Consider the following 24,087-nt stretch of genomic DNA (forward strand, 5'->3'; position numbering starts at 1 on the left):
GCTAACACCAGGTATGCGTCCGGACGCATCCGAGTAAAGGATCAGCGGATCGGGGCGTCAATGCGCCGAACGGACCAATGCCGCGTTCCGGATTCGGCGGTCAATTCGTACAAACCCCGCCGGTGCTGGGGATTCTCCGCGCGTTCCGCACCGGAACGACTTTCGTAGGGACTGTTCCGGACACCATCCGAACGCCGGAAGATCTCGATCAACGGGAATCGTCAGTACTGCTCGGGAAAACGATGTCAGTCGGCTTCGGCGCCCAACGCGATCAGCCCGTTCCGCAGCACGTTCGCGGCTTCTTCCTGCCGCCCGGTCTCGCCCAGCAGCTCGCTCAGCGGCCGCAGGGCCCGCACCAGCACACTCCGTGCGCCGAGCCCGGTGGCCAGCTCGACCGCCGCCCGCAGGTACTCCGCCGCGCCGCGCGCGTCACCGCGGGCGCGGGCGAGTGACCCCAGCTGCAACCGGAGTTCCGCGGCCAGCGGCGTGCCCGCCACGACGGCCGGGCGGACCTGGTCGAGCAGCGTGCCCGCCGTCTCCAGCCGGCCCGCCGCCAGGTACTCCGACGCCAGCTCGACCGTGATCGCCGGGACGTCGTCGGGCCACGCCGTCTCCCGCGCCGCGCCGAGGTCGGCCAGCGCGCCTTCGACGTCGCCCGCGCGGCCGCGGACGCGGGCCCTGGCCAGCAGGCAGTGCGCCATCGCCGGGTGCAGGGCCCGTTCCTGCATCAGGTCGTACGCCGCGGCGACCGACGCCGCCGCGTCGGCGAACCGGTCGGCCGCCAGGTGGCTGCGGCACACCTCGACGTGGCTGCGGGTCAGCTCGGCCAATACCGCCGGCCCGCCCCGGGTGAGCCGCAGTGCCGCCTCGGCGTACTCCGCGGCCCGCTCCAGGTCGCCCTGGCGCAGGTGCCGCTCGGCCAGGCACGCCCGCAGCGTCAGCAGCATCGACGGCTGCGGGTACCCGTCGCGCAGCAGCTCCGCGTGGCAGGTTTCCAGCAGGTGCAAGGAATACTGCGCCTCGCCCCAGTCGCTCAGCACCGCCGCGCGCAGCGGGACGACCATCGCGCGGACCGGCGGCGGCTCGCCCGACAACGTCGTCTCGGCCTCCGCGACGTACTTCGTGCGGACGTCGCCGGAGGAGTACCCGGCCAGCCACAGCAGGGCGATGCCCGCCTGCCGCGGCCGGTCCAGGCGTTCGGCGTGGCGCCGGATCCGCTGCATCCGCGGGGTCGCGCGGCGGGCGTCACCGGACAGGAACCGGTCCGCCGTCTCGATCAGCTCGAGGTCGAGCTCGAGCAGCTCCCGGGGTGAGCTGCCGCCGAGCAGCTCGTCCGGGTCGATGCCCAGCTGCTGGGCGAAGAACCGCAGCGCGTCGCCCGACGGCGTCCGCGCGCCGGTTTCGACCGACGACACGTACGCCGCGGAGTACTGCGGCCCGGCCAGTTCGCGCTGCGTGAGCCCGCGCTCGGTGCGCAGCTCACGCAGGCGTTCGCCGACGCTCTCGCTCACTCGGGTCGCCCTTCCACCGGTTCAGGGTAGGCCGCGCGGCGGCGGGGGAGTCGCCCGCCGCCGCGCGACCGGGATCAGCAGGCGCCGGCGTCGCTCCACACGGCCCACGAGCCGGGCGCGCCGGGCTCGGCGCCGGTCGAGTACCACAGCGACGTCCACTTGTGACCGTTGTGGCCGACGACGTCGTTGGGCACGTACGCCTTCGCGGAGTCCCACTCGGCGATACCGTCGCAGCCGGTCGGCGGGGTGCCGGTGCCGACGGTGAGCGAGAACTGCGCGGTGTGGTCCGCGTCGGTGCCGTCGCCGGTGACCGTCACCTGGCTGGTGCCCTGCGGCGTGGTCGCCGAGGTGGTGATGGTCAGCGTCGACGTGCCACCGGACTGGACGCTCGCCGGGCTGAAGGTCGCCTTGGCGCCTTCGGGGAGACCGGTCGCGAGCAGCTGGACAGTCTGGGCGCTACCTTGCGTGATCCGGGTGGTCACCGTGGTCGTCGCCGTCTGTCCGGGTTGGACGGACGCGGACGCCGGGGAGAGCGTCAGCGAGTAGTCGTTGCCCGCCGGCGGCTGGCCGCTGCAGGTCGGCTCACCGCTGACGGCCGTCACGCTCACCGCGTCCCAGGCGGCCTTGGTGGCGGTGAACTCGGTGCAGCTGCCCGGGAAGAGCGCGATCGCGGCTTCGAGCGTGGCCTTGCGGGCGGCCTTGTGGTTCCACGACGACGTCTTCTTGAGGAGGCCGTTGTAGAAGATCTTGCCGGCCTTCTGAATACCGACGCCGGTGACGGTGCTGTTGTTGCACGTCGGGCTGGCGCCGCTGCCTTGCGAGAGGAGGTAGAACCAGTGGTTCTGCGGGCCGGCGGCGGCGTGCACCTCGGTGCTGGGAATCGACGACGAGTAGCAGTTCGGGTCGCCGACCTTCGACGGGTTGTCCATGTAGCGGATCGGGCCCTGGCCGACGAGGTTGACGCCCTCGCCGACGGTGAAGTCCGGGGTGTCCTTCGGGTTGTTGGCGTAGAACTCGGTCAGCGCGCCGAAGATGTCACCGGTGGACTCGTTGAGGCCACCGTTCTCGTTGCCGGAACCGGCGCCACCCGGGGTCGTCTGGAAGATCGCGTGCCCGAACTCGTGGCCGACGACGTCCATCGGCGTCGCCTGGCGGCGGTTGTCCTGCGAGTGCCCGAAGTGGGTCGAGGAGCCGTCCCAGTAGGCGTTGACGTCGTTGAGGCCGACGCTGGCGCGGAAGCCGCCGCCGGCGCCGTCGATGCCGTTGCGGCCCAGCCACTCGCCGAGCATCTTCCACTCGGTCTGGACGCTGTAGAGCGTGTCGACGCAGCCGGTTTCGAGGTCGGTGCCGGAGCCGTTGCCCCAGGTGTTCGTGTTCTTGGTGAAGATCGCGCCGCCCTCGCGGCCGCAGGCGATGCCTCGGCGGCCCGGGTCGGTCATCGAGTAGGAGCTGCCGGAGCCGGACGTGTCGATCGAGACGGTCCCGGCGTAGTAGGAGTTGCCGGTGCCGGCTTCGCGGACGTCGTCGCGGGTGTCGAGGACCTTGCCGGTGGTGCTGTCGACGAAGACGTGCAACTTGGTGGGTTTGCCGTGGTCGCGGCCGCTGACGACGACCTCGTAGGCGAGCTTTGGTGCGTCTCCGGCGAGGACGACGAGCTTCGGCGTGGTGGCGGTGTCTACTGTGGACACCTTGGCCGCGGCGATCTTGGTGGCCTGCTCGGCTTTGAGCGCGGCGCTGGTGCCGACGGCGATCGGTGCGGTGTGGGCGGCTTCGGTGCCGCGGACGCGCCCGGCGCCGTCGGCGACGACGACCGCGTCCCCGCCGACGACCGGTAGGCCGTGGTAAGTGCGCTGGTAGGAGGCGTAGTAGAGCCCGCCGCCACCCGGGGTGACCCCGGTGCGGACGAAGGCCTCCCCGGCGCCCTTGGCGAGCCGGTCGGCGCCGGTGAGGGCGGCCTGGTCGGCGGCGCGGGCGGCGAGCGCCTCGGGCGGGACGGCTTGTGGCTGGGCGTGCGCGGTGGCCGGGATCGCCGGCACCGCTGCGAAGGTCAGGGCGAGGCCGGCGATCGCCGCCAGCCCTCGTGGGGATCTCATGGGGAACCTTTCCGGGGACACGGGGAGTGTGCCCAGCGGAATAACTGCTGTTATTGCGCCGGACGCGTCCGAGTAAAGGTTCCGCTCGTCAGCGGGTCAATGGGCCGAACGGCCCAGCGCGGGCCGGACAAGATCACGCCGGTTCCCGGCAAACCCCAGGAAAACGGGGTCTTGGCGACTGGTCTGAACCAATTCACCAACTTTGGTAGGAAACTTGCCCCACCCGGACCACTCGCCCCGCAGGTCCGCCGTGTCGACCCCTCAATCACGCGTGTCGACCCTTGAATCACGCGAGTCGACCTCCCGATCACGCGCTGTTCGGTGATCGGCGGTGCGCTCGCGTGATTGAAGGGTCATCTCGCGTGTCTAGAGGGTCGACACGCGTGTCTGGAGGGTCGACACGGCTACGAGTCGGTGCCGGCGGCGGAGTCGAGGCCGCGCTGGTAGGCCTGGATCGCCTCGTCGAGATGACCACGTTGTCGGAGGACGTCGCCGAGGCGCAGGGACGTCGAGACCGCCGCGCCGTGCAGGGACGCGCGGGTCTGGATCTCCGCCGCCTCGCGCAGGAGGCGGGTGGCCTCGGGAAGGTCGTCGCGGGACTGCGCGACCTGGCCCAGCAGGCCCGTCGCCTCGCCGAGGGACTCGACGTCGCGGGCCAGCAGTGGCCAGACTTCCGAGACCAGCGACGCCGCTTCGGCGGGGGCGCCCTGGCGGAGGCGGACCTCGGCCAGCTCCAGGGTCGCGCCCGCGACGCCTTCCTCCGCGCCGATCGCCGCCAGCTGGTCGCGGGCCGACGTCAGCTCCGCGCGGGCCTCGTCCAGGCGGCCCAGCCGGCGCAGCAGGTACCCACGAGCCCAGCGGCAGCGGGCCGCGTCGCGGTCGAAACCCACCGACGCGAACAGGCGGCAGGCCTCGATGAGGTCCTGCTCCGCCCGGGCGGACTGCCCCGTCGCCTGCCACACCTGCGACGCCTGCCGGTGGAACCGCGCCACGAAGTCCGGCCGGGTGGCCACGCGGGTCAGGCGCACGCCGGAAAGGGCCGCGCGCTGGGCCCGGTGCAGCCCGCCCATCTCCATCAGCGGGTGGATCAACGCGCTGAGCAGGCACAGCTCGGCATCCGGGTCGAGTTCCGGAGAGGCCAGCGCCTCCTCGACGCGCGCGATCGCCGTGCCGGCGTCGCCGCTCAGGTACCGGCAGCCCGACCAGCGGTGCACGATCATCGCCCGCAGCCACGGCGGCGCGGCATCGGCCCGTTCCGACGCGTGTTCGAGGGCCTTCTGCGCGCCCGAGACGTCGAACAGCTGCCACTTCACCTCGGCGAGGCAGAAGCGCGCGTAGCACTCGACGTCGCCGAGCCGGTAGTCCGCCGCCTGCTTCCCGGCGAGGGCGAACCGTTCTTCCGCGAGCGCGACGCGGCCCTGTTCGAGGTCGCGATAGCCCTCGTCGAGGGACGCGCGCAGCTCGTCGGCGACGCCGGGAGGGCGGCCGAACCGCAGGTCGTCGACGGTCAGGCCGAGCCGCCGGGCCAGGTAGGCGAGCATCTCCTCCGACGGCGGCCGGCTGCCGGTCTCGACCTTGGCCAGGAACCCCCGGTCGTACCCCGGCTCGGCCAGCTCGCGCTGAGTCCACCCGCGCTCGGCGCGCAGCCGGCGGATCCGCGCGCCGAGCGGTTCGGTCATCTCCCCACGGTAGGTCATGGCCTCGCGGAGCCGTCACGTCAGAGACGCGGGCGTGCCCGGACGGGCATCACGTGTGTCCACGGAGGCATCACCTGGAGTTGCCCCGGTGAGGCGGACACGGGGTTTAGGCAGCTGAGGCTTGAGCGTAGTAGGTGGTTCTGGCTTCGGCCGGGGTGTTCTGGCCGATGGTGGAGTGCAACCTTGCGTGGTTGTAGTAGCGCAGATAGCGGAACACGTCCTGGCGGGCCTGGGCCCGGGTGCGCCAGATCGTGGTGCCGATTTCGGTCTTCAACGTGGCGAAGAAGGCTTCGGCGACGGCGTTGTCGTAGCAGGACCCGACCCGCCCGACCGATGGCCGGATCTGGTGTTCGGCGAGGGCGGTGCGGAACTGGCCGGAGGTGTATTGGACGCCGCGGTCGGTGTGAAACACCGCATCGGGCTGGATGAGGCCGCGGGCCGCAGCGAGGTCGATCGCGTCGCAGACCAGGTCGGTGCGCATATGGCTGGCCATGGCGTGGCCGACGATTTCGCGGGTGTGCAGGTCGATGACGGTGGCCAGGTAGAGCCAGCCTTGGAAGGTGGGCAGGCAGGTGATGTCCCCGACCAGCCTTGTCCCTGGGGCGGTGGCGGTGAAGTCGCGGCGGATCAGATCACCCACCGGGGTGACCGGGCCGGCCGCGGGCCGGGTGGTGACGCGGCGTTTGCGGCGGGTGATCCCGGCCAGACCGTGCTCGCGCATCAGCCGCTCCACCCGTTTGTGGTTGATCGTGTGGCCGCGGCGGTGCAGTTCCGCAGTCACCCGCGGAACGCCGTAGGCGCCACGGTGCTCGGCGTGGATGCTGGTGATCAACCTGACCAGTTCGACTTCAGCCTCCGCCCGCCGGGCCCGATCTGACTCGGCCGCGACCCACTCGTGGAAGCCTTGCCGGCGCAGCCCGAGGACCTGGCACAACCGCTGGACACCGAAGGTGGTGCGGTGTTCGGAGATGAACCGGTAGCGGTAGATCATCGATCCATCTCGCGCGCAAAATAGGCGGCCGCTTTCCGCAGGATCTCCTTCTCTTTCTGCAGCTCAGCGACCTGCTTCCGCAACCGCTGGACTTCATCGGTCACCGCCGGATCCTCCACCATCGGCCCGGCCGCAGCTTCCTGCTTGGCCACGTTCACCCACGACCGCAGGGTCTCGTGGTTGACCCCCAGTTCGCGGGCGATCTGCCGCAACGGACGATCACTCGAGTTCACCAACTCGATGGCGTCACGACGGAACTGCTCCGGGTACTTCGACCTGCGAGACACCAGGACATCCTCCCTCCAGACCACTGTCTGGAATCAAGGTGTCCGGCCCCAAGGGGCAACCCCACACCCGTGATCAGAGGGGCATCACGCGTGATGCCCGCCCAGTCACGCGTGATGCCCCGGCGCGGTCGTCGGCGGGACCGCGGAAACGGACATATTGACGCCTCGCCCGCGCCGGGATAGCGTTCTCTCGCTAAATAGGAAACTTTCCTAACAAAGTGGAGGGCGACCATGCGCCTGCTTCCCCTCGCGACAGCGGCCGCGCTCGCCGTGCCCCTCGCCGCCACCCCGGCCGAGGCGGCGACTCCCGCCGAGGTGCGCGTCGACCAAGTCGGCTACGCGCTGGGCGAGGCGAAGCACGCCTACCTGCTCGGCGGCGCCGCGGGGAAGTTCACCGTCGTCGACGAGCGCGGCCGTACGGTCCGTGAGGGCCGCACCGGTGTCAGTCTCGGTGCCTGGAACGCGCGGTACAACAACGTGTTCGATCTCGACCTGTCCACTGTGGACCGCCCAGGCACCTATCGCGTCAAGGCCGCCGGAGCGACGTCGCCGCCGTTCCGGATCGACACCGCGAGGCGCCTGTTCCGCCCGCTCGTGCGCGCCACCACCGAGTTCTTCCAGGCCCAGCGCGACGGCCACGACGTCATCCCCGGCCGTCTCGACCGCCGGCCGTCGCACCTCGCGGACCGGAAGGCGACCGTGTACGCGGAGCCGAAGTTCCAAGGCGAAGGCGGCGACGAAATCGTCGAACCGCTGAAAGCCCAGGGCGGCCCGGTCGACGTCGAAGGCGGCTGGGTCGACGCCGGCGACTTCGTCAAGTTCACCTCCAACACCGCGTATTCCCTGGCCGAACTGGGCTTCGTACTCCGCGACGACCCCGACGCGGTGCTGGCGAAGGAGGTCCGCTTCGGCCTCGACTGGCTCGACAAGATGTGGGACGGCCGGACGAAGACCCTCTACGCCCAGGTCGGCATCGGCACCGGCAGCGAGGAGTTCGGCTTCCTCGGCGACCACGACGTCTGGCGCAACCCCCAGGACGACGACGCCCTCGACGTCAAGCCCGGCGACCCCGCCTACTTCGTCAAGTACCGCCCGGTCTTCCCGGCCGCTCCCGCCGGCGCGCCGCTGTCGCCGAACCTCGCCGGCCGCGTCGCCGCCGCCTTCGCGCTCGGCGCGCAGGTCCAGGCCCACCGGGACCCGCGCCTGGCCCGCCACTACCTGGCCGAGGCGGCCGCGGTGTTCGCCCAGGCCAAGACGGCGGACGTCGGCGAACTCGTCAGCGCGTTCCCGCACGCCTACTACCCGGAGTCATCCTGGGAGGACGACCTGGAACTCGGTGCGACGCAGCTGGCGCTCGCGGCGCGAGCCCTCGGAGACCCCCGCGCGAACGGCTGGGTCCGCGAAGCGGCGAAGTGGGCGAAGGCCTACATCGGCAGCGACGACACGAGCACGTTGAACCTCTACGACACCAGCGCGCTCGCCCACGCCGACCTCGCCGGCCTGCTGCGCACCGGCGTCCCCGGCGCCGCGCTCGGCGTCCGCGAGCTGGCCGCGGATCTGCGCCGTCAGCTGGACGCGGGGGTCGAGTCGGCGAAGAAGAGTCCATTCCGGACCGCCGTCGACGTCACCGACTTCGACGCCGCCAGCAAGAGCTTCGGCTTCGCCGCCACCGCGCGGCTCTACCAGCGCGTCACCGGCGACACCCGCTACGCGGCCTTCGGCGCGCAACAGCGGAACTTCACGCTCGGCGCGAACGCGTGGGGAGTGTCGCTCGTGGTCGGCGTCGGGACGACGTCCCCGCAGTGCCCGCACCACCAGGCCGCGAACCTCGCCGGACCTTCGAAAGTGCTGTACGGCGCGGTCGTCAACGGCCCCAACGGAGCGGACAACTTCGCCGATCTGCCCTTCCCGGCGGGCGCGAAGGAATGCACCCGTCCGTATGAATCCTTCGACGGCCAGGGAAGTCGCTACGCCGACGACCTCAGTTCATGGCCCAGTAACGAGCCCGCCATCGACTTCACCTCCACGGCGACGTTGGCATTCTCGCTGGCGGGCAGGCCGTAGCATGGGGAAGTGAGCGAACAGTCTGAATGGCCGGACGGCCAGTACCCCGAACGCCCGGTAGAGCGCCACAAGGGCCCGGTCGTGCTGCGCCGCGACCGCCGCGACCAGGGCAGCACCACCGACCAGCGGCTCCTGGACGCGCGCGGCCCGAGCGACTGGGTGCACACCGACCCGTGGCGCGTGCTGCGCATCCAGGCCGAGTTCGTCGAAGGCTTCGGCGCGCTCGCCGAGGTCCCGCGCGCGGTCACGGTGTTCGGTTCGGCCCGCACCAAGCGCGACCACCCGGAGTACGAGCTCGGCCGCAAGATCGGCGCGGCGCTGGCCGACGCCGGGTTCGCCGTGATGACCGGCGGCGGCCCGGGCGCGATGGAGGCCGTGAACCGCGGCGCGGCCGAGGCCGGCGGCTTCTCCGTCGGGCTGGGCATCGAGCTGCCGTTCGAGCAGGGCCTGAACCCGTGGGTCGACCTCGGCGTCAACTTCCGGTACTTCTTCGCCCGGAAGACGATGTTCATCAAGTATTCGCAGGCCTTCATCTGCCTGCCCGGCGGCTTCGGCACGCTCGACGAGCTGTTCGAGGCGCTGACGCTGGTGCAGACCAAGAAGGTCACGAAGTTCCCGGTGGTGCTGTTCGGCAGCGACTACTGGGGCGGGCTCTACGACTGGATCGCCAAGACCGTGCAGGCCGAGGGCAAGGTCAGCCCGCACGACCTGGACCTGCTGCACGTCACCGACGACATCGACGACGCCGTCCGCGTCGTGCAGGAGTCCTACCAGGCCTGGGAGGACACCCACTGATGAGCCGGATCTGTGTCTTCTGCGGCTCGTCGATGGGGTTCTCGCCGCGCTACGCCGAGCAGGCGGCTGCGCTGGGCAAGCTCCTGGCCCAGCGCGGCATCGGCCTGGTCTACGGCGGCGCGAGCGTCGGCACGATGGGCGTGGTCGCCGACGCGGCGCTGGCCGCGGGCGGCGAGGTGATCGGCGTGATCCCGGAGGCGCTCTCGAGCGTAGAGATTTCGCACGCCGGGCTGTCCGAGCTGCACGTCGTGAAGGACATGCACGAGCGCAAGGCCAAGATGGCGGCCCTGTCCGACGGCTTCCTCGCGCTGCCCGGCGGCGCCGGGACGCTGGAGGAGCTGTTCGAGGTCTGGACGTGGGCCCAGCTCGGCCTGCACGGCAAGCCGATCGGCCTGGTCGACGTCGACGGGTACTACGGGCCGCTGGTGGCGTTCGCCGACCACATGGTGACCGAGGGGTTCGTCAAGCCGGAGTACCGGCAGCTGCTGATGACCGACACCGACCCGGCGGTGCTGCTCGACCGGTTCGCGACGTACGAGCCGCCCGCGCCGCCTAAGTGGGCGACGGAGCCGCCGGGGATCTGACGTCGGTGCTCGCCCGGACGAACGCGGCCACCGCCCGCGAGCGCGTCCGGTCGGGCCACGCCAGCAGCACCGACGTCCGGGGCGCGTCGAGCACCGGCAGGCACACGACGTCCGCGCGCACGTGGCGGCGGGCCGACTCCGGGACCACCGCGACGACCTGGCCCAGCGCCACGAGCTGGAGCAGCTGCCCCGCGTCCCGCACCTCGGGCCCGCGCACGTCGCTGCCGGGCCACCGGGGGAGCGGCTCGCCGTCCAGGTCGGCGAGCACCAGCGCCGACCGGTCGGCCAGGCGGTGCCCGCGCGCGAGCATCGCCACCTGGTCCTGCTCCAGCAGCAGCTCGGTGTCGAACCCGACGGAGTCGTCGTGCGGGCCGTGCAGGAACGCCAGGTCGACGCGGCCGTCGCGCAGCATGCGGGACTGCTCGCCGATCCCGCCCACGACGACCTCGACCTCGATCGCGTCCGGGTCGGCCCGGTACCCGGGGAGGATCCGCTCGAGCAGGCCGGCGTCGCCGTCGGGCTTCATCGCCACGAGCAGCTTCGGCACCTCCTGTCCCGCGCGCTGCGCCCGGCGCACCGCGGCGTCCACCGCGTCGAGCGCTTTGCGGCTCTCCGCAAGGAAAACCGCGCCCGCGGGCGTCAGGCTCACGCCGCGGCTCGTGCGGTTCAGCAGCGGCACGCCCATGCGGCGTTCGAGCTGCTGGATGGCGCGCGACAGCGGAGGCTGCGCCATGCCGAGGCGCTGCGCGGCGCGGCCGAAGTGCAGTTCCTCGGCGACGGCCACGAAATACGCGAGCTCCCGCGTCTCCATACCGCCAGAGTATCGGCCGATGCGGCATCGGTGTTGGCTCGCGTGTGCGGCTCGCTGGTGTGCTGGAGTCATGGACGGAATCACTTTGGTCACCGGCGCGAACAAGGGCATCGGCCGCGAGATCGCCGCGCAGCTCGCCACCCTCGGGCACACCGTCGTCATCGGCGCCCGCAGCGCGGAACTGGGCGAGAAGGCGGCCGCGGAGCTGGGCACGGACTCGGTGGTCCTCGACGTCACCGACCCCGCTTCGGTCGCCGCGGCGGCTTCGGCTCTCGAGGAGCGCTACGGCCGGCTCGACGTGCTGGTCAACAACGCCGCCATCGCCCGCCCACCGGGCACCGACCTGGCCCACCAGACCCCCAGCACGGCCGACCTGGGCACGCTGCGCACGATCTTCGAGACGAACTTCTTCGGCGTCATCACGGTCACGAACGCGCTGCTGCCGCTGCTGCGCCGGTCGGCCGCGCCGCGCATCGTCAACGTCTCCAGCAGCGCCGCGTCCCTGACCCGCAACGCCGATCCGGCCGTCGAGCTGCCGATCTCGGCGGGCTACACCCCGTCGAAGACGGCGTTGACGTCGCTGACCTTGCAGTACGCGAGGGAGCTGCGCGGCGACGGCATCCTGGTCAACGCGGTCTGCCCGGGCTACTGCGCGACGGACCTGAACGGCCACTCGGGGTTCCGGACACCGGCGCAAGGCGCGGTGGCGGCGGTCCGGATGGCGACGATCGGAGCGGACGGCCCGACGGGCACTTTTGTCGACGACGAGGGCCCGGTGCCGTGGTGACGGCCTAAACCGGCGGGCCGGTCCGCGCGTGCTGGGGGTGAACCGAAGGGGAGGAACCCACCATGATCGAGTCGAGCAAGCGCGCGGTCCGGCGGCTGGCGGCCGTCCTGCCGGCCCCCGTCTGTGGGGCCTGTACGAGAACATCGACTACGAACGCGGAGGCGGTCGCCAGCTGCTGATCGGCCGCGACTGGCGAGGTCCGCTGGCGCCGAAGTACGACTTCGCGAAGATCACCAGTTCGCTGATCTGGATCGCGAACTAGGCGACGCCCTCGCTCGGCCGCTTGTGGTAGGTGTCCACGTACTCCTGCCCCGAGATCTCCAGGATCTGGTACATCACCTCGTCGGTGACCGACCGGCGGATCGCCGGCGAGTAGTCCTGGCCCTCGTAGCGCGAGAAGTCGAGGGGCTTGCCGAACGTGATGGCGATCTTCGCCGGGCGGGGGATCCGCTTCCCGGCGGGCTGGAGCTTTTCGGTGCCGGTCAGCGCGACCGGCACCACCTTCGCGCCGGTCGCGAGGGCCAGCGCCGCGACGCCGGTGTGGCCGCGGTGCAGCCGGCCGTCCAGGGAACGCGTGCCCTCCGGGTAGATCGCGAAGACGCCTCCCGCGTCGAGCACCTTGCGCGCCGCTTCGAGGGCGGCCAGCCCGGCTTGGGCGTTGCCGCGCTCGACCGGGATGTAGCCGAGCCCGCCGACGAACCCGGCCATCAGCTTGCCCTTGGGGCCCTTGCCGGTGAAGTACTCGGCCTTGCCGAGGAACTTGACCTGCCGCGGCGTCGCGAACGTGATCACGCCGGTGTCGAGCGCGGCCCGGTGGTTGGCCGCCAAGATCACCGGGCCCGTGGTGGGCACGTTTTCGACGCCGTGCACCTCCGGCCGGTACACCGCCCTGGCCAGCGGTCCCAGCACGAACCGGACAAGCAGCGCGATCAAGTGGTCCTCCTCCTCGGGTGCGGTGACCCCAGCATGGCACGATCGTTACTCGTGAGTTGGTTCGAGCGGCGTACGTGGCAGGAGCCCGGGTGGACGCCCGAGGACATCGTGACCGCGAAGGGTGACCGGACGGTTTCGGTCGTGCTACCGGCGCTGGACGAAGAGCGGACGGTGGGCGACGTCGTCGCGTCCGTGCGTCCGCTGGTCGGCAGCGTCGTCGACGAGCTGGTCGTCATGGATTCGGGTTCCACGGACGCGACCGCGCAAACCGCCGAGGCCGCCGGCGCGCGGGTCGTCCGCCGTGAGGACGTCCTGCCGGACCTGCCGCCGGTGCCCGGCAAGGGCGAGGTGCTGTGGCGTTCGCTGGCCGCGACCAGCGGCGACTTCGTCGTGTTCCTCGACTCCGACCTCGTCGACCCGGACCCGGCGTTCGTGCCGTCGCTGCTCGGGCCACTGGTCTCCGAAAACGGCGTCCACCTGGTGAAGGGCTTCTACCGCCGTCCGCTGCGACTGGAGAGCAGCGGCGGCGGCCGCGTCACCGAGCTGCTGGCGCGGCCGGTGCTCTCGGCGTTGCGCCCGTCGCTCGGCGGGCTGATCCAGCCCCTCGGGGGCGAGTACGCGGGCACGCGCGCGTTCCTGGAGTCGGTGCCGTTCGCCGCCGGGTACGGCGTCGAGATCGGGCTGCTGCTCGACGCCGAGGCGCGCTACGGCCTCGACGGGCTCGCGCAGGTCAACCTCGGCGTCCGCAAGCACCGGAACCGGTCACTGCTGCAGCTGGGCGCGATGTCCCGGCAGATCCTGGGCACGGCGCTGGCGCGCTGCGGGATCCCGGCCGCCGACGCGCCGCTCACGCAGTTCGTGCAGGTCGACGAGGAGTGGCTGCCGGACGTCACCGAGGTCCGGGTCGCGGACCGGCCGCCGATGCGGGAAGTGCTCGCCCGTCCTCGAGGGTGAGGACCTGGTCGAAGCCTTCGAGGTGCTCGGGGCGGTGCGTCACGAGGACGACGGTGCCTTTCGCGTGCGCGAGGACGTTCTTCAGGACGGCGTCGCCGTGAGCGGGGTCGAGGCCCTCGACCGGCTCGTCGAGCACGAGGACCTCCGGCGCGGCCAGGACCGCGCGGGCGAGGATCAGCCGCTGACGTTGACCGCCGGAGAGCGCGTCGCCGTCCGGGCCGGTGTCGCGGTCCAGGTCGAGGTCGAAATCCGCGGTCGCGCAGGCTTCTCGCAGCTCTTCGTCGGTGGCGTCGGGCTTCGCGAGCAGGAGGTTTTCGCGGACGGTCGTGTGGAAGACGTGGGCGTCGGCGAGTGCTGCGCTTATCAGTTGGGGCAGGGCCGCGTACTCGGCGAGCGGATGGCCGTCGAGGAGCACCTGGCCGTCCATGGGGGTTTCGAGGCCGAGGAGGAGCCGGAGCAGGGTCGTCTTGCCGGCACCACTGGGGCCGAGGATCCCGACGCGCTTGCCGGGCGGGAGGTCGAGGTCGACGTCCCTCAGCGCGGGCGCCCGGCCCGGGTACCGGACAACGGCTTTCCGGAATTCAATGTGTCCATTGTGGACTTCCCGGGTGTGCTGTGGCCCGGCGGGTCCGGTCAGCACGTCCTTCACGCGGGCGGCCGACGCGCGGATCTCGGGAACGCGGCGGGCGGCGCCGACGAGCGGCAGGACGACTTCGAAGGCGGTCATGGCGCCCAGGGTGAGCGCGGCGGTCCAGGGCACGGAGGCGTGGGCGAGCAGCGCGACGGCGGCGGTGGTCACCAGTTGGACGAGCACCCCGGCGGCGGTGAGCGCGGCGGTCTTTCCCGACGCGGTTCGGTCACTCACGGCGATTTCGTCGACAACGCCGGTCGCCCCGGCGAGGTGTTCGTCGAGGGCCCCGGCGGCCACGAGTTCCCGGTGCCCGGTGACGAGTTCAACGGCCCGTTCGGCAAGTTCGGCCCGTTTCGGAGCGTCGTCCCGAGCGGCCCGCCGGGTGATCCGGACGACCAGCCACGGCAGCAGCACCCCGGCGACCGCCAGCCCGCCCGCGAGCGCGACGGCGGCGGACACGGACGCGGTCAGCGTGACCGCGACGGCGGCGGTCCCGACGAGCGCAGCGACTCCGGAGGGCAGCAGCCACCGCAGGACGGCGTCCTGCAGAGCGTCCACATCGGACACGAGCCGCGTGACGAGGTCACCGCCGGAGAACCGTGAGCCGGGGATGAGTGCCCGGTAGACGCGGGTCCGGAGGGCGCCGAGCCAGCGCAGGACGACTTCGTGCCCGGCGAGCCGTTCGGCATATCGGAGACCACCGCGGAGCAGGGCGAGGGTCCGGACGCCGACGATGGCGACGGTCAGGGCACCGAGCGGAGGCTGTTCGGCGGCGCGGAGGAGCAGCCACGCGGCGGTGGCCATGAGCGCGAGGGCGGCGAGTTCGGCGCCGGCACCGAGAAGGGCGGCGCGGAGAAGCCGGAGGATGTCTTTGGGGGACAGGGCCCAGACCTCCAGAGCAGCCCCCACCCATCCCGGGGGGCGTCCCCGATCCCAGCCTACTGGCGCCGGGGTGCAAAAAGGGGCCGCTCGGCGATCTGTGGACAACTGACCTCCTGTGGACAGAAAAGTTGACAAACCCATCACGCCGCCACCTCCGAGCACACCCGGCCACCCCGCAGCTCGATCACCCGGTCCGCCAGCGAGACCATCGCCGGCCGGTGCGCGACCAGCACCGCCGTACGGCCCGGCAACAACCGTCGCGTCGCCGACAGCACCGCCGCCTCTGTTCGGGAGTCCAGCCGGGCCGTCGGCTCGTCCAGCAGCACCAGCCCCGCCGAAGTCCGCGCCAACGCCCGCGCCAGCCCCACCCGCTGCCGCTGGCCCGCCGACAGCACCTCACCCAGCTCGCCCACCGCGGTGGAGAACCCGCCCGGCAAGCCGGCAGCCACCGAGTCCAACGAAGCCGCCCGGGCCGCCGCCGAGAAGTCGGTCGATGTACCCAGCGAGATGTTCGACGCCAACGATCCCCGGAACAGCGTCGGCCGCTGCGGGACCCAGGCCACGTCGGCCAGCCAGTCCGAAGGAGACAAAGAACGCAGGTCCACGCCGTCCACGAGCACCCGCCCCGAAGACGGCGTCACGAACCCCAGCAAGACAGCCAGCACGGTGCTCTTCCCCGACCCGCTGGGCCCGACCAGAGCCACCCGCGAACCGGCGGGCACCGAAAAGTCCACTTCGGACAGAGCGGGAACCCCGTCGTAGGAAACGGACACCCGCTCGAAGGCGACCGAAGGCGCACCTCGTCGTCGAGTGAAGACAGCCGAGCGCGACGAGACCACCGGTACCGCGAGTGCCTCCCGCAGCGCCGTCAACCCCTCCGCCGCCGCGTGGAACTTCGCGCCCGCCGCCCGCAGCGGCAGGTACGCCTCCGGCGCCAGGACCAACACCAGCAGAGCCGTCCGGGGGTCGAGGGAGCCGGACAGCAGCCGGAACCCGATCGGGACCGCGACCAGGGCCACCGACATCGTCGCGACCAGCTCCAGCACCAGCGACGACAGGAACGCCACCCGCAGCGTCTTCACCGTCGCGTCGGCGTGGGCGGAAGCCATCGCCCGGACCGTCGACGCCTGCGCCGATGCCCGGCCGAACAGCCGAAGGGTCTCCAGCCCGCGGACGACGTCGAGGAAGTGCCCGCCCAGCTTCGTCAGCGACGACCACTGCCGCGCCGTGCGCGCCGCCGTGTGCTTGCCGACCAGGATCGCGAACACCGGGATCAGCGGCAGCGTCGCCGTCACCACCAGCGCCGACACGACGTCCGTCGTGAACAGCCGCACGATCACCGCGATCGGCACCACCGCCGAGACGACCAGCGACGGCAGGTACCCGGTCAGGTAGCTGTCCGTCGCGTCGACACCCCGCGTGATCTGCGTGGCGACGACGCCGGCGCGCTCGGCGGCCGAGCCGAGCAGCCGGCGCCGCAGGCCGGCGCGGACCGTGGCCGCGAACCGTCCACTGAGGACGCCGTGACCCCAGGTCACCAAGACCCGCGAGGCGACAGCCACGACCAGGAAGACCGACACGCCACCGCCGGTGAGCAGCGTGGCCAGCCCTTCGGCCTGGATCAGAACCAGGATCGCCGAGAGCACTCCGAGCACGGCCAGCACGACCAGGTACCGCCGGAGTCCGGGCAGAGCAGGCACCGAAACCCCCTAGAAGTGCAGCAGCGAGCGCTGGTCGAGGGGATGCCGGTGCGCGCGCCAGGTCAGCCACTGCACCACCAGGAGCACCACCACCGCCGGCACGGCGAACCAGCCCAGCACCGCGAACGTGCCGGACGCCGTCGCCGCCTGCTCGACGGTCAGCGTTGACGTCGGGGAAACCAGCACCGTCGGGAACCGCAGCGTGCCCGCGAGCAGCGCCGGGCAGGCCGACAGCACCATCGACGCGACGAGCGCCACCCGATGCCGCCGCGAAGCCAGCCCCAGCCGCGAAACGGCGAGTGCCAAGAACGCCAGCACGACCACGCCGATGCCGAGCGCGGTAACTCCGGAAAGGGTGAAGAACCCCCACCCCGTGGCGATCACGAGGAAAGCGAGCACCGGCGCCGAGAAGGCACGCGCCAGCCGCACCGCGCGGCCGGTCAGCTCCGCCGGCGCGCGCACCGCGAGGAACGCCGCCCCCTGCAAGCAGAACAGCGCGACGAACCCCAGCCCCCACAGCGCCGCGTACGGGCTGAAGAACGCCAAGACATCGTCGGTCGGTGGCAGGCCGAGCACCAGGTTGCCCAGGAACAGGCCCCACGACAGCGCGGTGACCAGCGCACCGCCGACGATGCCCGCCGTCCAGGCGCCGCGCCGCGCGTCCGGGCGGCGGCTGCGCAGCTGCACCGACGCCGTGAACGTGACCAGGCCGAGCAGCAGCGTCACGACCAGCACGTACGCCCCGGCGAACACCTTGCCCTCCAGGTGCGGGAACGCGCCGAACAGCAGGCCGACCGCGGCCACCAGCCACACCTCGTTGGCCAGGAAGAACGGCCCGAGCGCGCCGAGCGTCTGCCGTCGCCGCCGCTCGTCGGCTTCGAACGCGGGCAGCAGCATGCCGACGCCGTAGTCGTAGCCGGCCAGCGCGAAGTAGCCGCAGGTCAGCAGGCCCAGCAGGCACCAGAAGAAGGTCGCCATCGGTCAGACTCCGCTCAGGACGGGCAGCTCGGCGGGCTCGTCCACCGGCTCCGGGCCGCGCTTGGCGACCCGCGCCATGAGCACCCAGTCGGCGACCGCGAGCGCGGCGAACAGCAGGGAAAAGGCGATGAAGGAGAACAGGATCTGGCCGGCGGGGACGTCCGCGATCGCGTCCGCGGTGCGCAGCTTCCCCCAGACCAGCCACGGCTGACGGCCGAGCTCGCGCACCAGCCACCCCATGATCGCCGCGAGGAAGGGCAACGGGATCGCCGCGACCATCAGGTAGTGCAGGAACCGCGCCCGGGTGATCCAGTTCCGGACCAGCAGCAGCGTGCCGAGGATCGCGCAGACGAACATGAGGAACCCGAGCCCGATCATCGCGCCCAGCGGCATGCCGACCACGCTCTCGTCCAGCTTGTCCGGCTGGTACATCTTCAGCTGGCCGAACTGCGCGAAGCCCTGGTTGACCACGAAGATCGAGCCGACGAGCGCCGCGACGACGCCGATCCGCATCGAGCGGCGGAAGAACTCGACTTCGTTGGTGCGCTTGAGGAAGTGCCACGCGCTGACGCCGACGACGAAGAACCCGCCGGTCACCAGCGCGGCGCTGAGCACGTGCGGCAGCGACGCGGCCAGGGCCGGGTTCGAGAACAGCGCGCCGAAGTCGTCGAGGTGCAGCGTGCCGCCTTCGAGGCGGCTGCCGACCGGGTTCTGCAGGAACGAGTTGGCCAGCATGATGAACAGCGCCGACGCGTACGCGGTCAGCGTGACCAGCCAGATCAGCGCCAGGTGCAGCCACTTGTTCATGCGCCCGAAGCCGAAGATCCACAGGCCGAGGAAGGTCGACTCGAGGAAGAACGCGACCAGCGTCTCGATGGCCAGCGGCGCGCCGAAGACGTCCCCGGCGAAGGCGGACAGCCCGGTCCAAGTGAGCCCGAACTGGAACTCCATCACGATGCCGGTGACGATCCCCAGCGCGTAGTTGATGACGTAGAGGCGGCCCCAGAAGCGCGTCATCCGCAGCAGTTCGGGCCTGCCGCCGAGCGTCCAGCGCGTCTGCATCACGGCCACCAGCGTGACCAACCCCAGTGTGAGCAGCACGAACAAGAAGTGGAACGAAGTCGTCGTCGCGAACTGGAGTCTCGCGACCGGGAGGGCGTTCATGTAGTCAGGCTACACATAGACTGGCTACATGTAGCAAGGCGACGTGTAGACTGCGTACTCATGAAGGCGGACACCCTGCGCGGCCACCTCGACGCGCTGCTGCTGGCCGTGCTCGACGGCCGGAAGCTCCACGGCTACGCGATCATCGAGGCGCTCCAGCTGCGCAGCGACGGCGCGCTCGACCTGCCCACCGGCACCGTCTACCCGGCGCTGCGCCGGCTCGAGCGGGCCGGCTGGCTGAGCAGCGAATGGGACGTCGTGTCCGGCCGCAAGCGCCGCACCTACCGCCTCACCCGCTCCGGCGAGCAGGCCCTGGCCGCCGAACGCACCGAATGGCGGGAGTTCACCACGGTCATCGGGGGAGTGCTGGGAGCATGATCGACGAGTACCTGGGGGACCTCGACCAGCGGCTGCACGGCTGCGGCAGGTTCAAGGCCGACCTCCTCGAAGAGGCCCGCGACGGGCTGCACGACGCCGCCGACGCCTACCGCGCGGGCGGCTGGAGCGACGAGGACGCCGAACGCCGCGCGGTCGCCGACTTCGGCCCGGCGGCCGTCGTCGCCCGCGACTACCAGGCCGAGCTCGGCATGCTCAGCGGCGTCCGGACGCTGTGGAAGCTCGTCATCGGCGTCCCGCTGATGCAGGCCTCCTGGGACTACGCCCGGATCCTCACCTTCGGCGAGTGGACGAAGCTGTCGACGCCCACGCCGGAGTGGTACAAGGTGATCGCCCACGCCACCCACGGCGCCGTCTTCGTGGTGCCGGTGATCGGCCTGATCGCCCTGCTCGGCACCCGCTGGCTCAGCCGCCGCCTCGACGCCGTCCGGCTCGCCCGGTTCTGCGGCGTCCTGATCGCGCTGGCCGTCGGCATCAACCTCGCCTCGGTCGGGCTGGTCATCGGCTCGACCGGCTTGGTCGACGTCTCGAGGCTGTTCCTGAGCGTCCCGTGCGTCCTGTTGATGGTCGCGTGGGTGCTGCTTTCGCTCCGGCTCGTCGTGCTCGCGAGACGATCCTGGGGTGGGTATGCCACGATCGTCGCGTGACGACCGCGCTGATCTACCTCGTAGTCATGCTGCTGGTGGCCGCCGTGGTGTTCCTGCTCGCCGCCGTGGTCTTCGGCCGGGGTGAGGAGCTCGCCCCGCTGCCGCCGGGCAGCTCGCCGACGCGGCTGCCCGCCGAGGACATCACCGGCGAGGACCTGCGGGAGGTCCGCTTCCAGCAGGTCCTGCGCGGCTACAAGATGTCCGAAGTGGACTGGGTGATGCGGCGCCTCGGCGTCGAGCTCGACGAGCTGCGCACCCGGGTCGCCGAGCTGGAGCAGCGCGAACACGAGCGGGAGAGCTCGCCCGAAGGCGCCCAGTGACGGACCTGATCCTGTCGGTCGACGTCCGCGCGCCGGCCGGGACGACCTGGCTCGCGCTGACGGACTGGACGCGCCAGGGCGAGTGGATGCTCGGCACCGAGGTCGAGGTCGTCGAGGGCAACGGCCGCAGCGTCGGGTCGCGCCTGTCGGCGTTCACCGGCGTCGCCGGGGTCGGCTTCACCGACACGATGGAGATCACCAGCTGGGAGCCGCCGGTGCGGTGCGGGGTCCGCCACCTCGGCAGCTTCGTGCAGGGCACGGGCGTGTTCCAGGTGGTGCCCAAGGGCGCGACGCACTCGACGTTCGTCTGGGCCGAGCACCTGCGGCTGCCGTTCGGGCCCTTGGGTCGGCTCGGCTGGCCGGTGGTGCGGCCGGCGTTCGCGCTCGGGGTGCGCCAGTCGCTGCGGCGGTTCGCGCGGTTCGCGGAGGACTATTCGGTGGGTGGGGATGAGTGAGCTTCTCGGCGCCGACGGCGTCGCGCGGTGCAGCTGGGGCAATTCGACCCCGGACTACGCGTCGTACCACGACGAAGAGTGGGGCACGCCGCTCCACGGGCAGGACGAGCTGTACGAGCGGTTGTGCCTCGAGTCGTTCCAGTCGGGGCTTTCGTGGATCACGATCCTGCGCAAGCGGGACGGCTTCCGGAAGGCGTTCAAGCAGTTCAAGCCGGCGAAGGTGGCCAAGTTCGGCGACGCCGACGTCGAGCGCCTGATGCAGGACGCGTCGATCGTGCGGAACCGGGCGAAGATCCTGGCCGCGATCAACAACGCGAAGGCGATCGCTTCCCTGGACACCCCGCTGGACGACCTGCTGTGGTCGTTCGCGCCTTCGTCGCACAAGCGCCCGCGGACGATGGCGGACGTCCCGGCGATCACGGACGAGTCCAAGGCCATGGCCAAGGAGCTGAAGAAGCGCGGCTTCGTCTTCCTCGGCCCGACGACGTGCTACGCGCTGATGCAGGCGACCGGCATGGTCGACGACCACGTCAAGGGCTGCTTCCGGGCCGGTCGTGAGTGAGAAACAGGGTTAGAACACTGTTTCTCACTCACGACGCTCACTTGCCCTGGAAGACCGGCTTGCGCTTGCCGACGAAGGCTTCGACGGCCTCGGTGTGGTCGGCGGTCGCGCCGAGCGCGGTCTGGGCGGCGTCCTCGGCGGCGAGCGCCTCGTCGAACGTCGACTGCGCGGCCAGGTTGAGCACGCTCTTGATCTTCGCGTAGGCCACGGTCGGCCCGTTCGCCAGCTTCGCCGCGATCTTCTGGGCGCGGGCGGGCAGTTCCTCGTCCGGCACGACCTCGCCGACCAGGCCGAGCCGCAGCGCTTCGGCGGCGTCGACGGTCCGGGCCAGCAGCATCAGCTCGGCCGCGCGGCCGTAGCCGACCAGCCGCTGCAGCGTCCAGGACGCACCGGAGTCCGGGCCGAGCCCGACGTTGGCGAAGGCCATCAGGAACGACGACGACTCGGCGGCGATCCGCAGGTCACTGGCGTAGGCGAAGGCCGCCCCGGCGCCCGCGGCGGTGCCGTTGATCGCCGCGATCACCGGCTTCTCCATCGACACGATCGCCTGGACGATCGGGTTGTAGTGCTCCTTCACCGTGTGTAGCGGGGCGGGGTCACCCGCCTGGAGCAGTCCCACGTGCTCCTTCAAATCCTGGCCGGCGCAGAACGCCTTGCCGGAACCGGTCAGCACGACCGCGCGGACGGCTGCATCGCCGGACGCCTCGCGCAGCGCCGCGAGCAGTGCTTCCTTCAGCTCGACGGTCAGCGAGTTGTACGCCTGCGGCCGGTTGAGCGTGAGGGTGCGCACCCCGTCGGCGTCGGCGGACAGCAGGACGTCGGATGTGGTCACGTCTTCTCCTTGCGCGGAAACATCGGTCGTCCGACAGTCTTCCACCCCGCGCGAGCCGCATACCAGCACCGATACGGCGGCAAAAGATCGGTCCGCTGATGCGCCCGGCCGCTGATGAGGGACAATGGACACCAGACCCGGCTGGCTTTCACGCGAGCGCGACCCGGGCGCGCCGGTTGAGACGGAGGGAGCACGCTATGGCGGCCATGAAGCCCCGGACCGGAGATGGTCCCCTCGAAGTGACTAAGGAGGGGCGGGGCCTCGTGATGCGCGTACCGCTCGAGGGCGGTGGGCGACTCGTCGTCGAACTTTCCGCGGAAGAAGCGAAGGACCTCGGCGCCGCTTTGGCGGAGGTCACCGGCTGAGCCGACCCCCTCGAACCGTCCTTCCGTCGCACCCCGGTCTCCCTTCGGAGGCCGGGGTCGCGGTTCCTCTGCGCCCGAAGGTTGCTCACTGTGCGTAATCCGCTACCCCCCGTTCCGACCAGTCTGCTCGACATCGAGGTGGCGGGCGACCTCCGTCGCGGCGCCCCGGTCGCCCGGCTGGTGACGGCCCCCGCCGACGACGTCGAGTCCGAGCCGCTGGAGATCGGCGGCGTCCGGATCACCGGCAAGGCGGGCGACGTGCAGACGGTCCCCGCCGGGGAGGCCCGCTGGATCGCGGGCCTGGGCAACGGCGAGCCGAAGCAGTACCGGAAGGCGGGCGCGGCGCTGGTCCGCGCGGTGAACGCGGGCCTTGCGGACGACGTCGACCATGGCGGCAAGGCGTTCCGCGTGGTGCAGCTGGTGCTGCCGGAGGAGGCTTCCGGCGAGCACGTGACGGAACTGGCACTGGGGCTGCTGCTCGGGGGTTACAAGTTCAAGGTGACGGGCGAGGACGCTGCGCCGTCCGTCCGCACGGTGCGGCTGGTGGCGCACGACCGGGCGGTCCCCACTTTCACCGAGCTGGTCTCGCGGGCGTCGGTGCTGGCGGCGTCGACGGCGCTGACGCGCGACCTCGCGAACACCCCGTCCAACATCAAGACTCCGGCCTGGCTCGCGGACACGGCGGCCCGGGTGGCGGGCCCGCGCGTCGAGGTGGCGATCCGGGACGAGAAGTGGCTGACGGCGCAGGGCTTCGGCGGCGTCCTGGCGGTCGGCGGCGGGTCGTCGCGGCCGCCGCGGCTGATCGAGATGACGTACAAGCCGTCGGGGGCGGCGAAGCACCTGCTGCTGGTGGGCAAGGGCATCACGTTCGACACGGGCGGCCTGTCGATCAAGCCGGCCGACGGCATGCACCTGATGCGCACGGACATGGCGGGCGGCGCGGCGGTGATCGCGGCCATCCGCGGGATCGCGGCGCTGGAGCTGCCGGTGCGCGTGACGGCGCTGGTGCCGGCGGCGGAGAATCACGTGTCGGGATCGGCGTACCGGCCGGGCGACATCGTCCGCCACTACGGCGGCAAGACGACCGAGGTCGGCAACACGGACGCGGAGGGCCGCATGGTCCTGGCCGACGCGCTGGTCTACGGGATCCGCCGCTTCAACCCGGACCTGGTGGTGGACGCGGCCACGCTGACGGGCGCGATGAAGGTGTCGCTGGGGCTGCGTACGGGCGGCCTGTTCGCCACGGATTCCGACCTGGCGGCTTCGGTGGTGGAGGCGGGTGCGCGCGTGGGCGAGGCGTGGTGGCGCATGCCGCTGACGGAGGACTACGCGGAGAACGTCCGCGGCGAGTTCGGCGACGTCCGCCAGACCCCGGCCGGCCCGGGCGGCATCACGGCGGCCCTGTTCTTGAGGGAGTTCACGGCGGGACTGCCGTGGGCGCACTTGGACATCGCGGGACCGGCGCGGTCGGAGAAGAACTACGACGACGTGGTCCCGGGGGCGACCGGTTTCGCGGCGCGGACTTTGGTGGAGCTGGCAGCTTCGCTGGCCTGAGCCCGGCTTCGTGCGGCTGACCTGGGGTTCCGTGGTTGTCCACAGGTCAGCGGATCTGTGGACAACTCGTTGTTCGCAGCCAGTGTCGTCGGTG

The 24,087-nt window shown here is 71.4% G+C and carries 25 protein-coding genes; 13 read left to right on the forward strand and 12 right to left on the reverse strand.

What is annotated here, in order from left to right; all coding sequences use genetic code 11:
* Positions 1–245: 245 nt before the first annotated feature.
* From AA23TX_RS46135 to AA23TX_RS46155, 5 genes are all read right to left on the reverse strand, one after another.
* Complete coding sequence (locus AA23TX_RS46135) at positions 246–1,511, reverse strand: helix-turn-helix domain-containing protein (RefSeq protein ID WP_155549171.1); 1,266 nt, start codon at positions 1,509–1,511, stop codon at positions 246–248.
* Positions 1,512–1,585: 74 nt separating this feature from the next.
* Positions 1,586–3,604: a M4 family metallopeptidase gene (locus AA23TX_RS46140; protein ID WP_155549172.1), complete on the reverse strand. Its 2,019-nt coding sequence runs from the start codon at positions 3,602–3,604 to the stop codon at positions 1,586–1,588.
* A gap of 404 nt (positions 3,605–4,008) precedes the next feature.
* Positions 4,009–5,301, reverse strand: a complete 1,293-nt coding sequence (locus AA23TX_RS46145; protein ID WP_155549173.1) for a helix-turn-helix domain-containing protein — start codon at positions 5,299–5,301, stop codon at positions 4,009–4,011.
* Positions 5,302–5,407: 106 nt separating this feature from the next.
* Positions 5,408–6,292, reverse strand: a complete 885-nt coding sequence (locus tag AA23TX_RS46150) for an IS3 family transposase (RefSeq protein WP_155540926.1) — start codon at positions 6,290–6,292, stop codon at positions 5,408–5,410.
* On the reverse strand, positions 6,289–6,603 hold the full coding sequence (locus AA23TX_RS46155) for a transposase (protein WP_155549174.1): 315 nt from the start codon (positions 6,601–6,603) through the stop codon (positions 6,289–6,291). Before AA23TX_RS46155 ends, AA23TX_RS46150 begins: the two co-directional genes overlap by 4 nt.
* A gap of 207 nt (positions 6,604–6,810) precedes the next feature.
* Between AA23TX_RS46155 and AA23TX_RS46160 the strand changes: the two genes are divergently transcribed.
* From AA23TX_RS46160 to AA23TX_RS46170, 3 genes are read left to right on the forward strand one after another with little or no spacing between them, the layout of a single operon-like run.
* Complete coding sequence (locus AA23TX_RS46160) at positions 6,811–8,643, forward strand: glycoside hydrolase family 9 protein (RefSeq protein WP_155549175.1); 1,833 nt, start codon at positions 6,811–6,813, stop codon at positions 8,641–8,643.
* A 9-nt stretch (positions 8,644–8,652) separates the two neighbouring features.
* Complete coding sequence (locus AA23TX_RS46165) at positions 8,653–9,438, forward strand: LOG family protein (protein WP_155549176.1); 786 nt, start codon at positions 8,653–8,655, stop codon at positions 9,436–9,438.
* A complete protein-coding gene (locus AA23TX_RS46170) occupies positions 9,438–10,022 on the forward strand; it encodes an LOG family protein (protein ID WP_155549177.1) in 585 nt (194 codons plus the stop codon). Before AA23TX_RS46165 ends, AA23TX_RS46170 begins: the two co-directional genes overlap by 1 nt.
* Here AA23TX_RS46170 and AA23TX_RS46175 read toward each other — a convergent pair.
* Positions 9,991–10,833, reverse strand: a complete 843-nt coding sequence (locus tag AA23TX_RS46175) for a LysR family transcriptional regulator (protein ID WP_155549178.1) — start codon at positions 10,831–10,833, stop codon at positions 9,991–9,993. The two genes, AA23TX_RS46170 and AA23TX_RS46175, sit on opposite strands and share 32 nt — an antisense overlap.
* A gap of 70 nt (positions 10,834–10,903) precedes the next feature.
* Here AA23TX_RS46175 and AA23TX_RS46180 point away from each other — a divergent pair, with 70 nt between their 5' ends.
* Both AA23TX_RS46180 and AA23TX_RS46185 read left to right on the forward strand, forming a co-directional pair.
* Complete coding sequence (locus tag AA23TX_RS46180) at positions 10,904–11,620, forward strand: SDR family oxidoreductase (protein WP_155549179.1); 717 nt, start codon at positions 10,904–10,906, stop codon at positions 11,618–11,620.
* A gap of 28 nt (positions 11,621–11,648) precedes the next feature.
* The gene (locus AA23TX_RS46185) at positions 11,649–11,882 is read left to right on the forward strand and encodes a hypothetical protein (protein ID WP_155549180.1); all 234 of its coding nucleotides are present in this window, start codon (positions 11,649–11,651) and stop codon (positions 11,880–11,882) included.
* Here AA23TX_RS46185 and AA23TX_RS46190 read toward each other — a convergent pair.
* Positions 11,879–12,553 carry a lysophospholipid acyltransferase family protein gene (locus AA23TX_RS46190; protein WP_155549181.1) on the reverse strand — a complete coding sequence of 225 codons (675 nt, stop codon included), beginning with the start codon at positions 12,551–12,553 and terminating at the stop codon, positions 11,879–11,881. The two genes, AA23TX_RS46185 and AA23TX_RS46190, sit on opposite strands and share 4 nt — an antisense overlap.
* A 51-nt stretch (positions 12,554–12,604) precedes the next feature.
* Between AA23TX_RS46190 and AA23TX_RS46195 the strand changes: the two genes are divergently transcribed.
* On the forward strand, positions 12,605–13,507 hold the full coding sequence (locus AA23TX_RS46195) for a glucosyl-3-phosphoglycerate synthase (RefSeq protein WP_155549182.1): 903 nt from the start codon (positions 12,605–12,607) through the stop codon (positions 13,505–13,507).
* Here AA23TX_RS46195 and cydC read toward each other — a convergent pair.
* From cydC to AA23TX_RS46215, 4 genes are all read right to left on the reverse strand, one after another.
* Positions 13,443–15,047: a thiol reductant ABC exporter subunit CydC gene (cydC, locus tag AA23TX_RS46200; RefSeq protein WP_439328807.1), complete on the reverse strand. Its 1,605-nt coding sequence runs from the start codon at positions 15,045–15,047 to the stop codon at positions 13,443–13,445. The two genes, AA23TX_RS46195 and cydC, sit on opposite strands and share 65 nt — an antisense overlap.
* A 113-nt stretch (positions 15,048–15,160) precedes the next feature.
* Positions 15,161–16,720: a thiol reductant ABC exporter subunit CydD gene (gene cydD, locus AA23TX_RS46205; protein WP_230863097.1), complete on the reverse strand. Its 1,560-nt coding sequence runs from the start codon at positions 16,718–16,720 to the stop codon at positions 15,161–15,163.
* 9 nt (positions 16,721–16,729) lie between these two features.
* Entirely contained in the window at positions 16,730–17,698 is a 969-nt protein-coding gene (locus tag AA23TX_RS46210; RefSeq protein ID WP_155549183.1) for a cytochrome d ubiquinol oxidase subunit II, read from the reverse strand.
* Between the two features lie 3 nt (positions 17,699–17,701).
* The gene (locus tag AA23TX_RS46215; protein WP_155549184.1) at positions 17,702–18,862 is read right to left on the reverse strand and encodes a cytochrome ubiquinol oxidase subunit I; all 1,161 of its coding nucleotides are present in this window, start codon (positions 18,860–18,862) and stop codon (positions 17,702–17,704) included.
* A gap of 60 nt (positions 18,863–18,922) precedes the next feature.
* Here AA23TX_RS46215 and AA23TX_RS46220 point away from each other — a divergent pair, with 60 nt between their 5' ends.
* Genes AA23TX_RS46220 through AA23TX_RS46240 form a run of 5 tightly spaced genes read left to right on the forward strand, consistent with a single transcriptional unit; the run spans position 18,923 to position 21,242 of the window.
* Positions 18,923–19,240, forward strand: coding sequence for a helix-turn-helix transcriptional regulator (locus tag AA23TX_RS46220; protein ID WP_155549185.1), 318 nt, complete (start codon positions 18,923–18,925; stop codon positions 19,238–19,240).
* On the forward strand, positions 19,237–19,905 hold the full coding sequence (locus tag AA23TX_RS46225) for a permease prefix domain 1-containing protein (RefSeq protein WP_155549186.1): 669 nt from the start codon (positions 19,237–19,239) through the stop codon (positions 19,903–19,905). Before AA23TX_RS46220 ends, AA23TX_RS46225 begins: the two co-directional genes overlap by 4 nt.
* Positions 19,902–20,225, forward strand: a complete 324-nt coding sequence (locus AA23TX_RS46230; RefSeq protein ID WP_155549187.1) for a DivIVA domain-containing protein — start codon at positions 19,902–19,904, stop codon at positions 20,223–20,225. Before AA23TX_RS46225 ends, AA23TX_RS46230 begins: the two co-directional genes overlap by 4 nt.
* A complete protein-coding gene (locus AA23TX_RS46235) occupies positions 20,222–20,680 on the forward strand; it encodes an SRPBCC family protein (protein ID WP_155549188.1) in 459 nt (152 codons plus the stop codon). Before AA23TX_RS46230 ends, AA23TX_RS46235 begins: the two co-directional genes overlap by 4 nt.
* Positions 20,673–21,242, forward strand: coding sequence for a DNA-3-methyladenine glycosylase I (locus AA23TX_RS46240; RefSeq protein ID WP_155549189.1), 570 nt, complete (start codon positions 20,673–20,675; stop codon positions 21,240–21,242). Before AA23TX_RS46235 ends, AA23TX_RS46240 begins: the two co-directional genes overlap by 8 nt.
* Before the next feature lie 37 nt (positions 21,243–21,279).
* Here AA23TX_RS46240 and AA23TX_RS46245 read toward each other — a convergent pair whose 3' ends face one another.
* Positions 21,280–22,074 carry an enoyl-CoA hydratase-related protein gene (locus tag AA23TX_RS46245; protein WP_155549190.1) on the reverse strand — a complete coding sequence of 265 codons (795 nt, stop codon included), beginning with the start codon at positions 22,072–22,074 and terminating at the stop codon, positions 21,280–21,282.
* A gap of 197 nt (positions 22,075–22,271) precedes the next feature.
* Between AA23TX_RS46245 and AA23TX_RS46250 the strand changes: the two genes are divergently transcribed.
* A complete protein-coding gene (locus tag AA23TX_RS46250; RefSeq protein ID WP_013222969.1) occupies positions 22,272–22,439 on the forward strand; it encodes a DUF3117 domain-containing protein in 168 nt (55 codons plus the stop codon).
* A 90-nt stretch (positions 22,440–22,529) separates the two neighbouring features.
* Complete coding sequence (locus AA23TX_RS46255; RefSeq protein ID WP_155549191.1) at positions 22,530–23,993, forward strand: leucyl aminopeptidase family protein; 1,464 nt, start codon at positions 22,530–22,532, stop codon at positions 23,991–23,993.
* Positions 23,994–24,087: the final 94 nt, after the last annotated feature.

It is taken from the genome of Amycolatopsis camponoti, from assembly GCF_902497555.1.
GTDB classification, from domain to species: domain Bacteria; phylum Actinomycetota; class Actinomycetes; order Mycobacteriales; family Pseudonocardiaceae; genus Amycolatopsis; species Amycolatopsis camponoti.

What these genes read in the sequence shown, in the direction of transcription:
- AA23TX_RS46150 (WP_155540926.1), bottom strand. Translation starts at nt 6,292, where the DNA reads ATGATCTACCGCTACCGGTTCATCTCCGAACACCGCACCACCTTCGGT.
- AA23TX_RS46240 (WP_155549189.1), top strand. Translation starts at nt 20,673, where the DNA reads ATGAGTGAGCTTCTCGGCGCCGACGGCGTCGCGCGGTGCAGCTGGGGC.
- AA23TX_RS46170 (WP_155549177.1), top strand. Translation starts at nt 9,438, where the DNA reads ATGAGCCGGATCTGTGTCTTCTGCGGCTCGTCGATGGGGTTCTCGCCG.
- AA23TX_RS46250 (WP_013222969.1), top strand. Translation starts at nt 22,272, where the DNA reads ATGGCGGCCATGAAGCCCCGGACCGGAGATGGTCCCCTCGAAGTGACT.
- AA23TX_RS46160 (WP_155549175.1), top strand. Translation starts at nt 6,811, where the DNA reads ATGCGCCTGCTTCCCCTCGCGACAGCGGCCGCGCTCGCCGTGCCCCTC.
- AA23TX_RS46175 (WP_155549178.1), bottom strand. Translation starts at nt 10,833, where the DNA reads ATGGAGACGCGGGAGCTCGCGTATTTCGTGGCCGTCGCCGAGGAACTG.
- AA23TX_RS46215 (WP_155549184.1), bottom strand. Translation starts at nt 18,862, where the DNA reads ATGAACGCCCTCCCGGTCGCGAGACTCCAGTTCGCGACGACGACTTCG.
- AA23TX_RS46220 (WP_155549185.1), top strand. Translation starts at nt 18,923, where the DNA reads ATGAAGGCGGACACCCTGCGCGGCCACCTCGACGCGCTGCTGCTGGCC.
- AA23TX_RS46140 (WP_155549172.1), bottom strand. Translation starts at nt 3,604, where the DNA reads ATGAGATCCCCACGAGGGCTGGCGGCGATCGCCGGCCTCGCCCTGACC.
- AA23TX_RS46180 (WP_155549179.1), top strand. Translation starts at nt 10,904, where the DNA reads ATGGACGGAATCACTTTGGTCACCGGCGCGAACAAGGGCATCGGCCGC.
- AA23TX_RS46145 (WP_155549173.1), bottom strand. Translation starts at nt 5,301, where the DNA reads ATGACCTACCGTGGGGAGATGACCGAACCGCTCGGCGCGCGGATCCGC.
- AA23TX_RS46225 (WP_155549186.1), top strand. Translation starts at nt 19,237, where the DNA reads ATGATCGACGAGTACCTGGGGGACCTCGACCAGCGGCTGCACGGCTGC.
- AA23TX_RS46210 (WP_155549183.1), bottom strand. Translation starts at nt 17,698, where the DNA reads ATGGCGACCTTCTTCTGGTGCCTGCTGGGCCTGCTGACCTGCGGCTAC.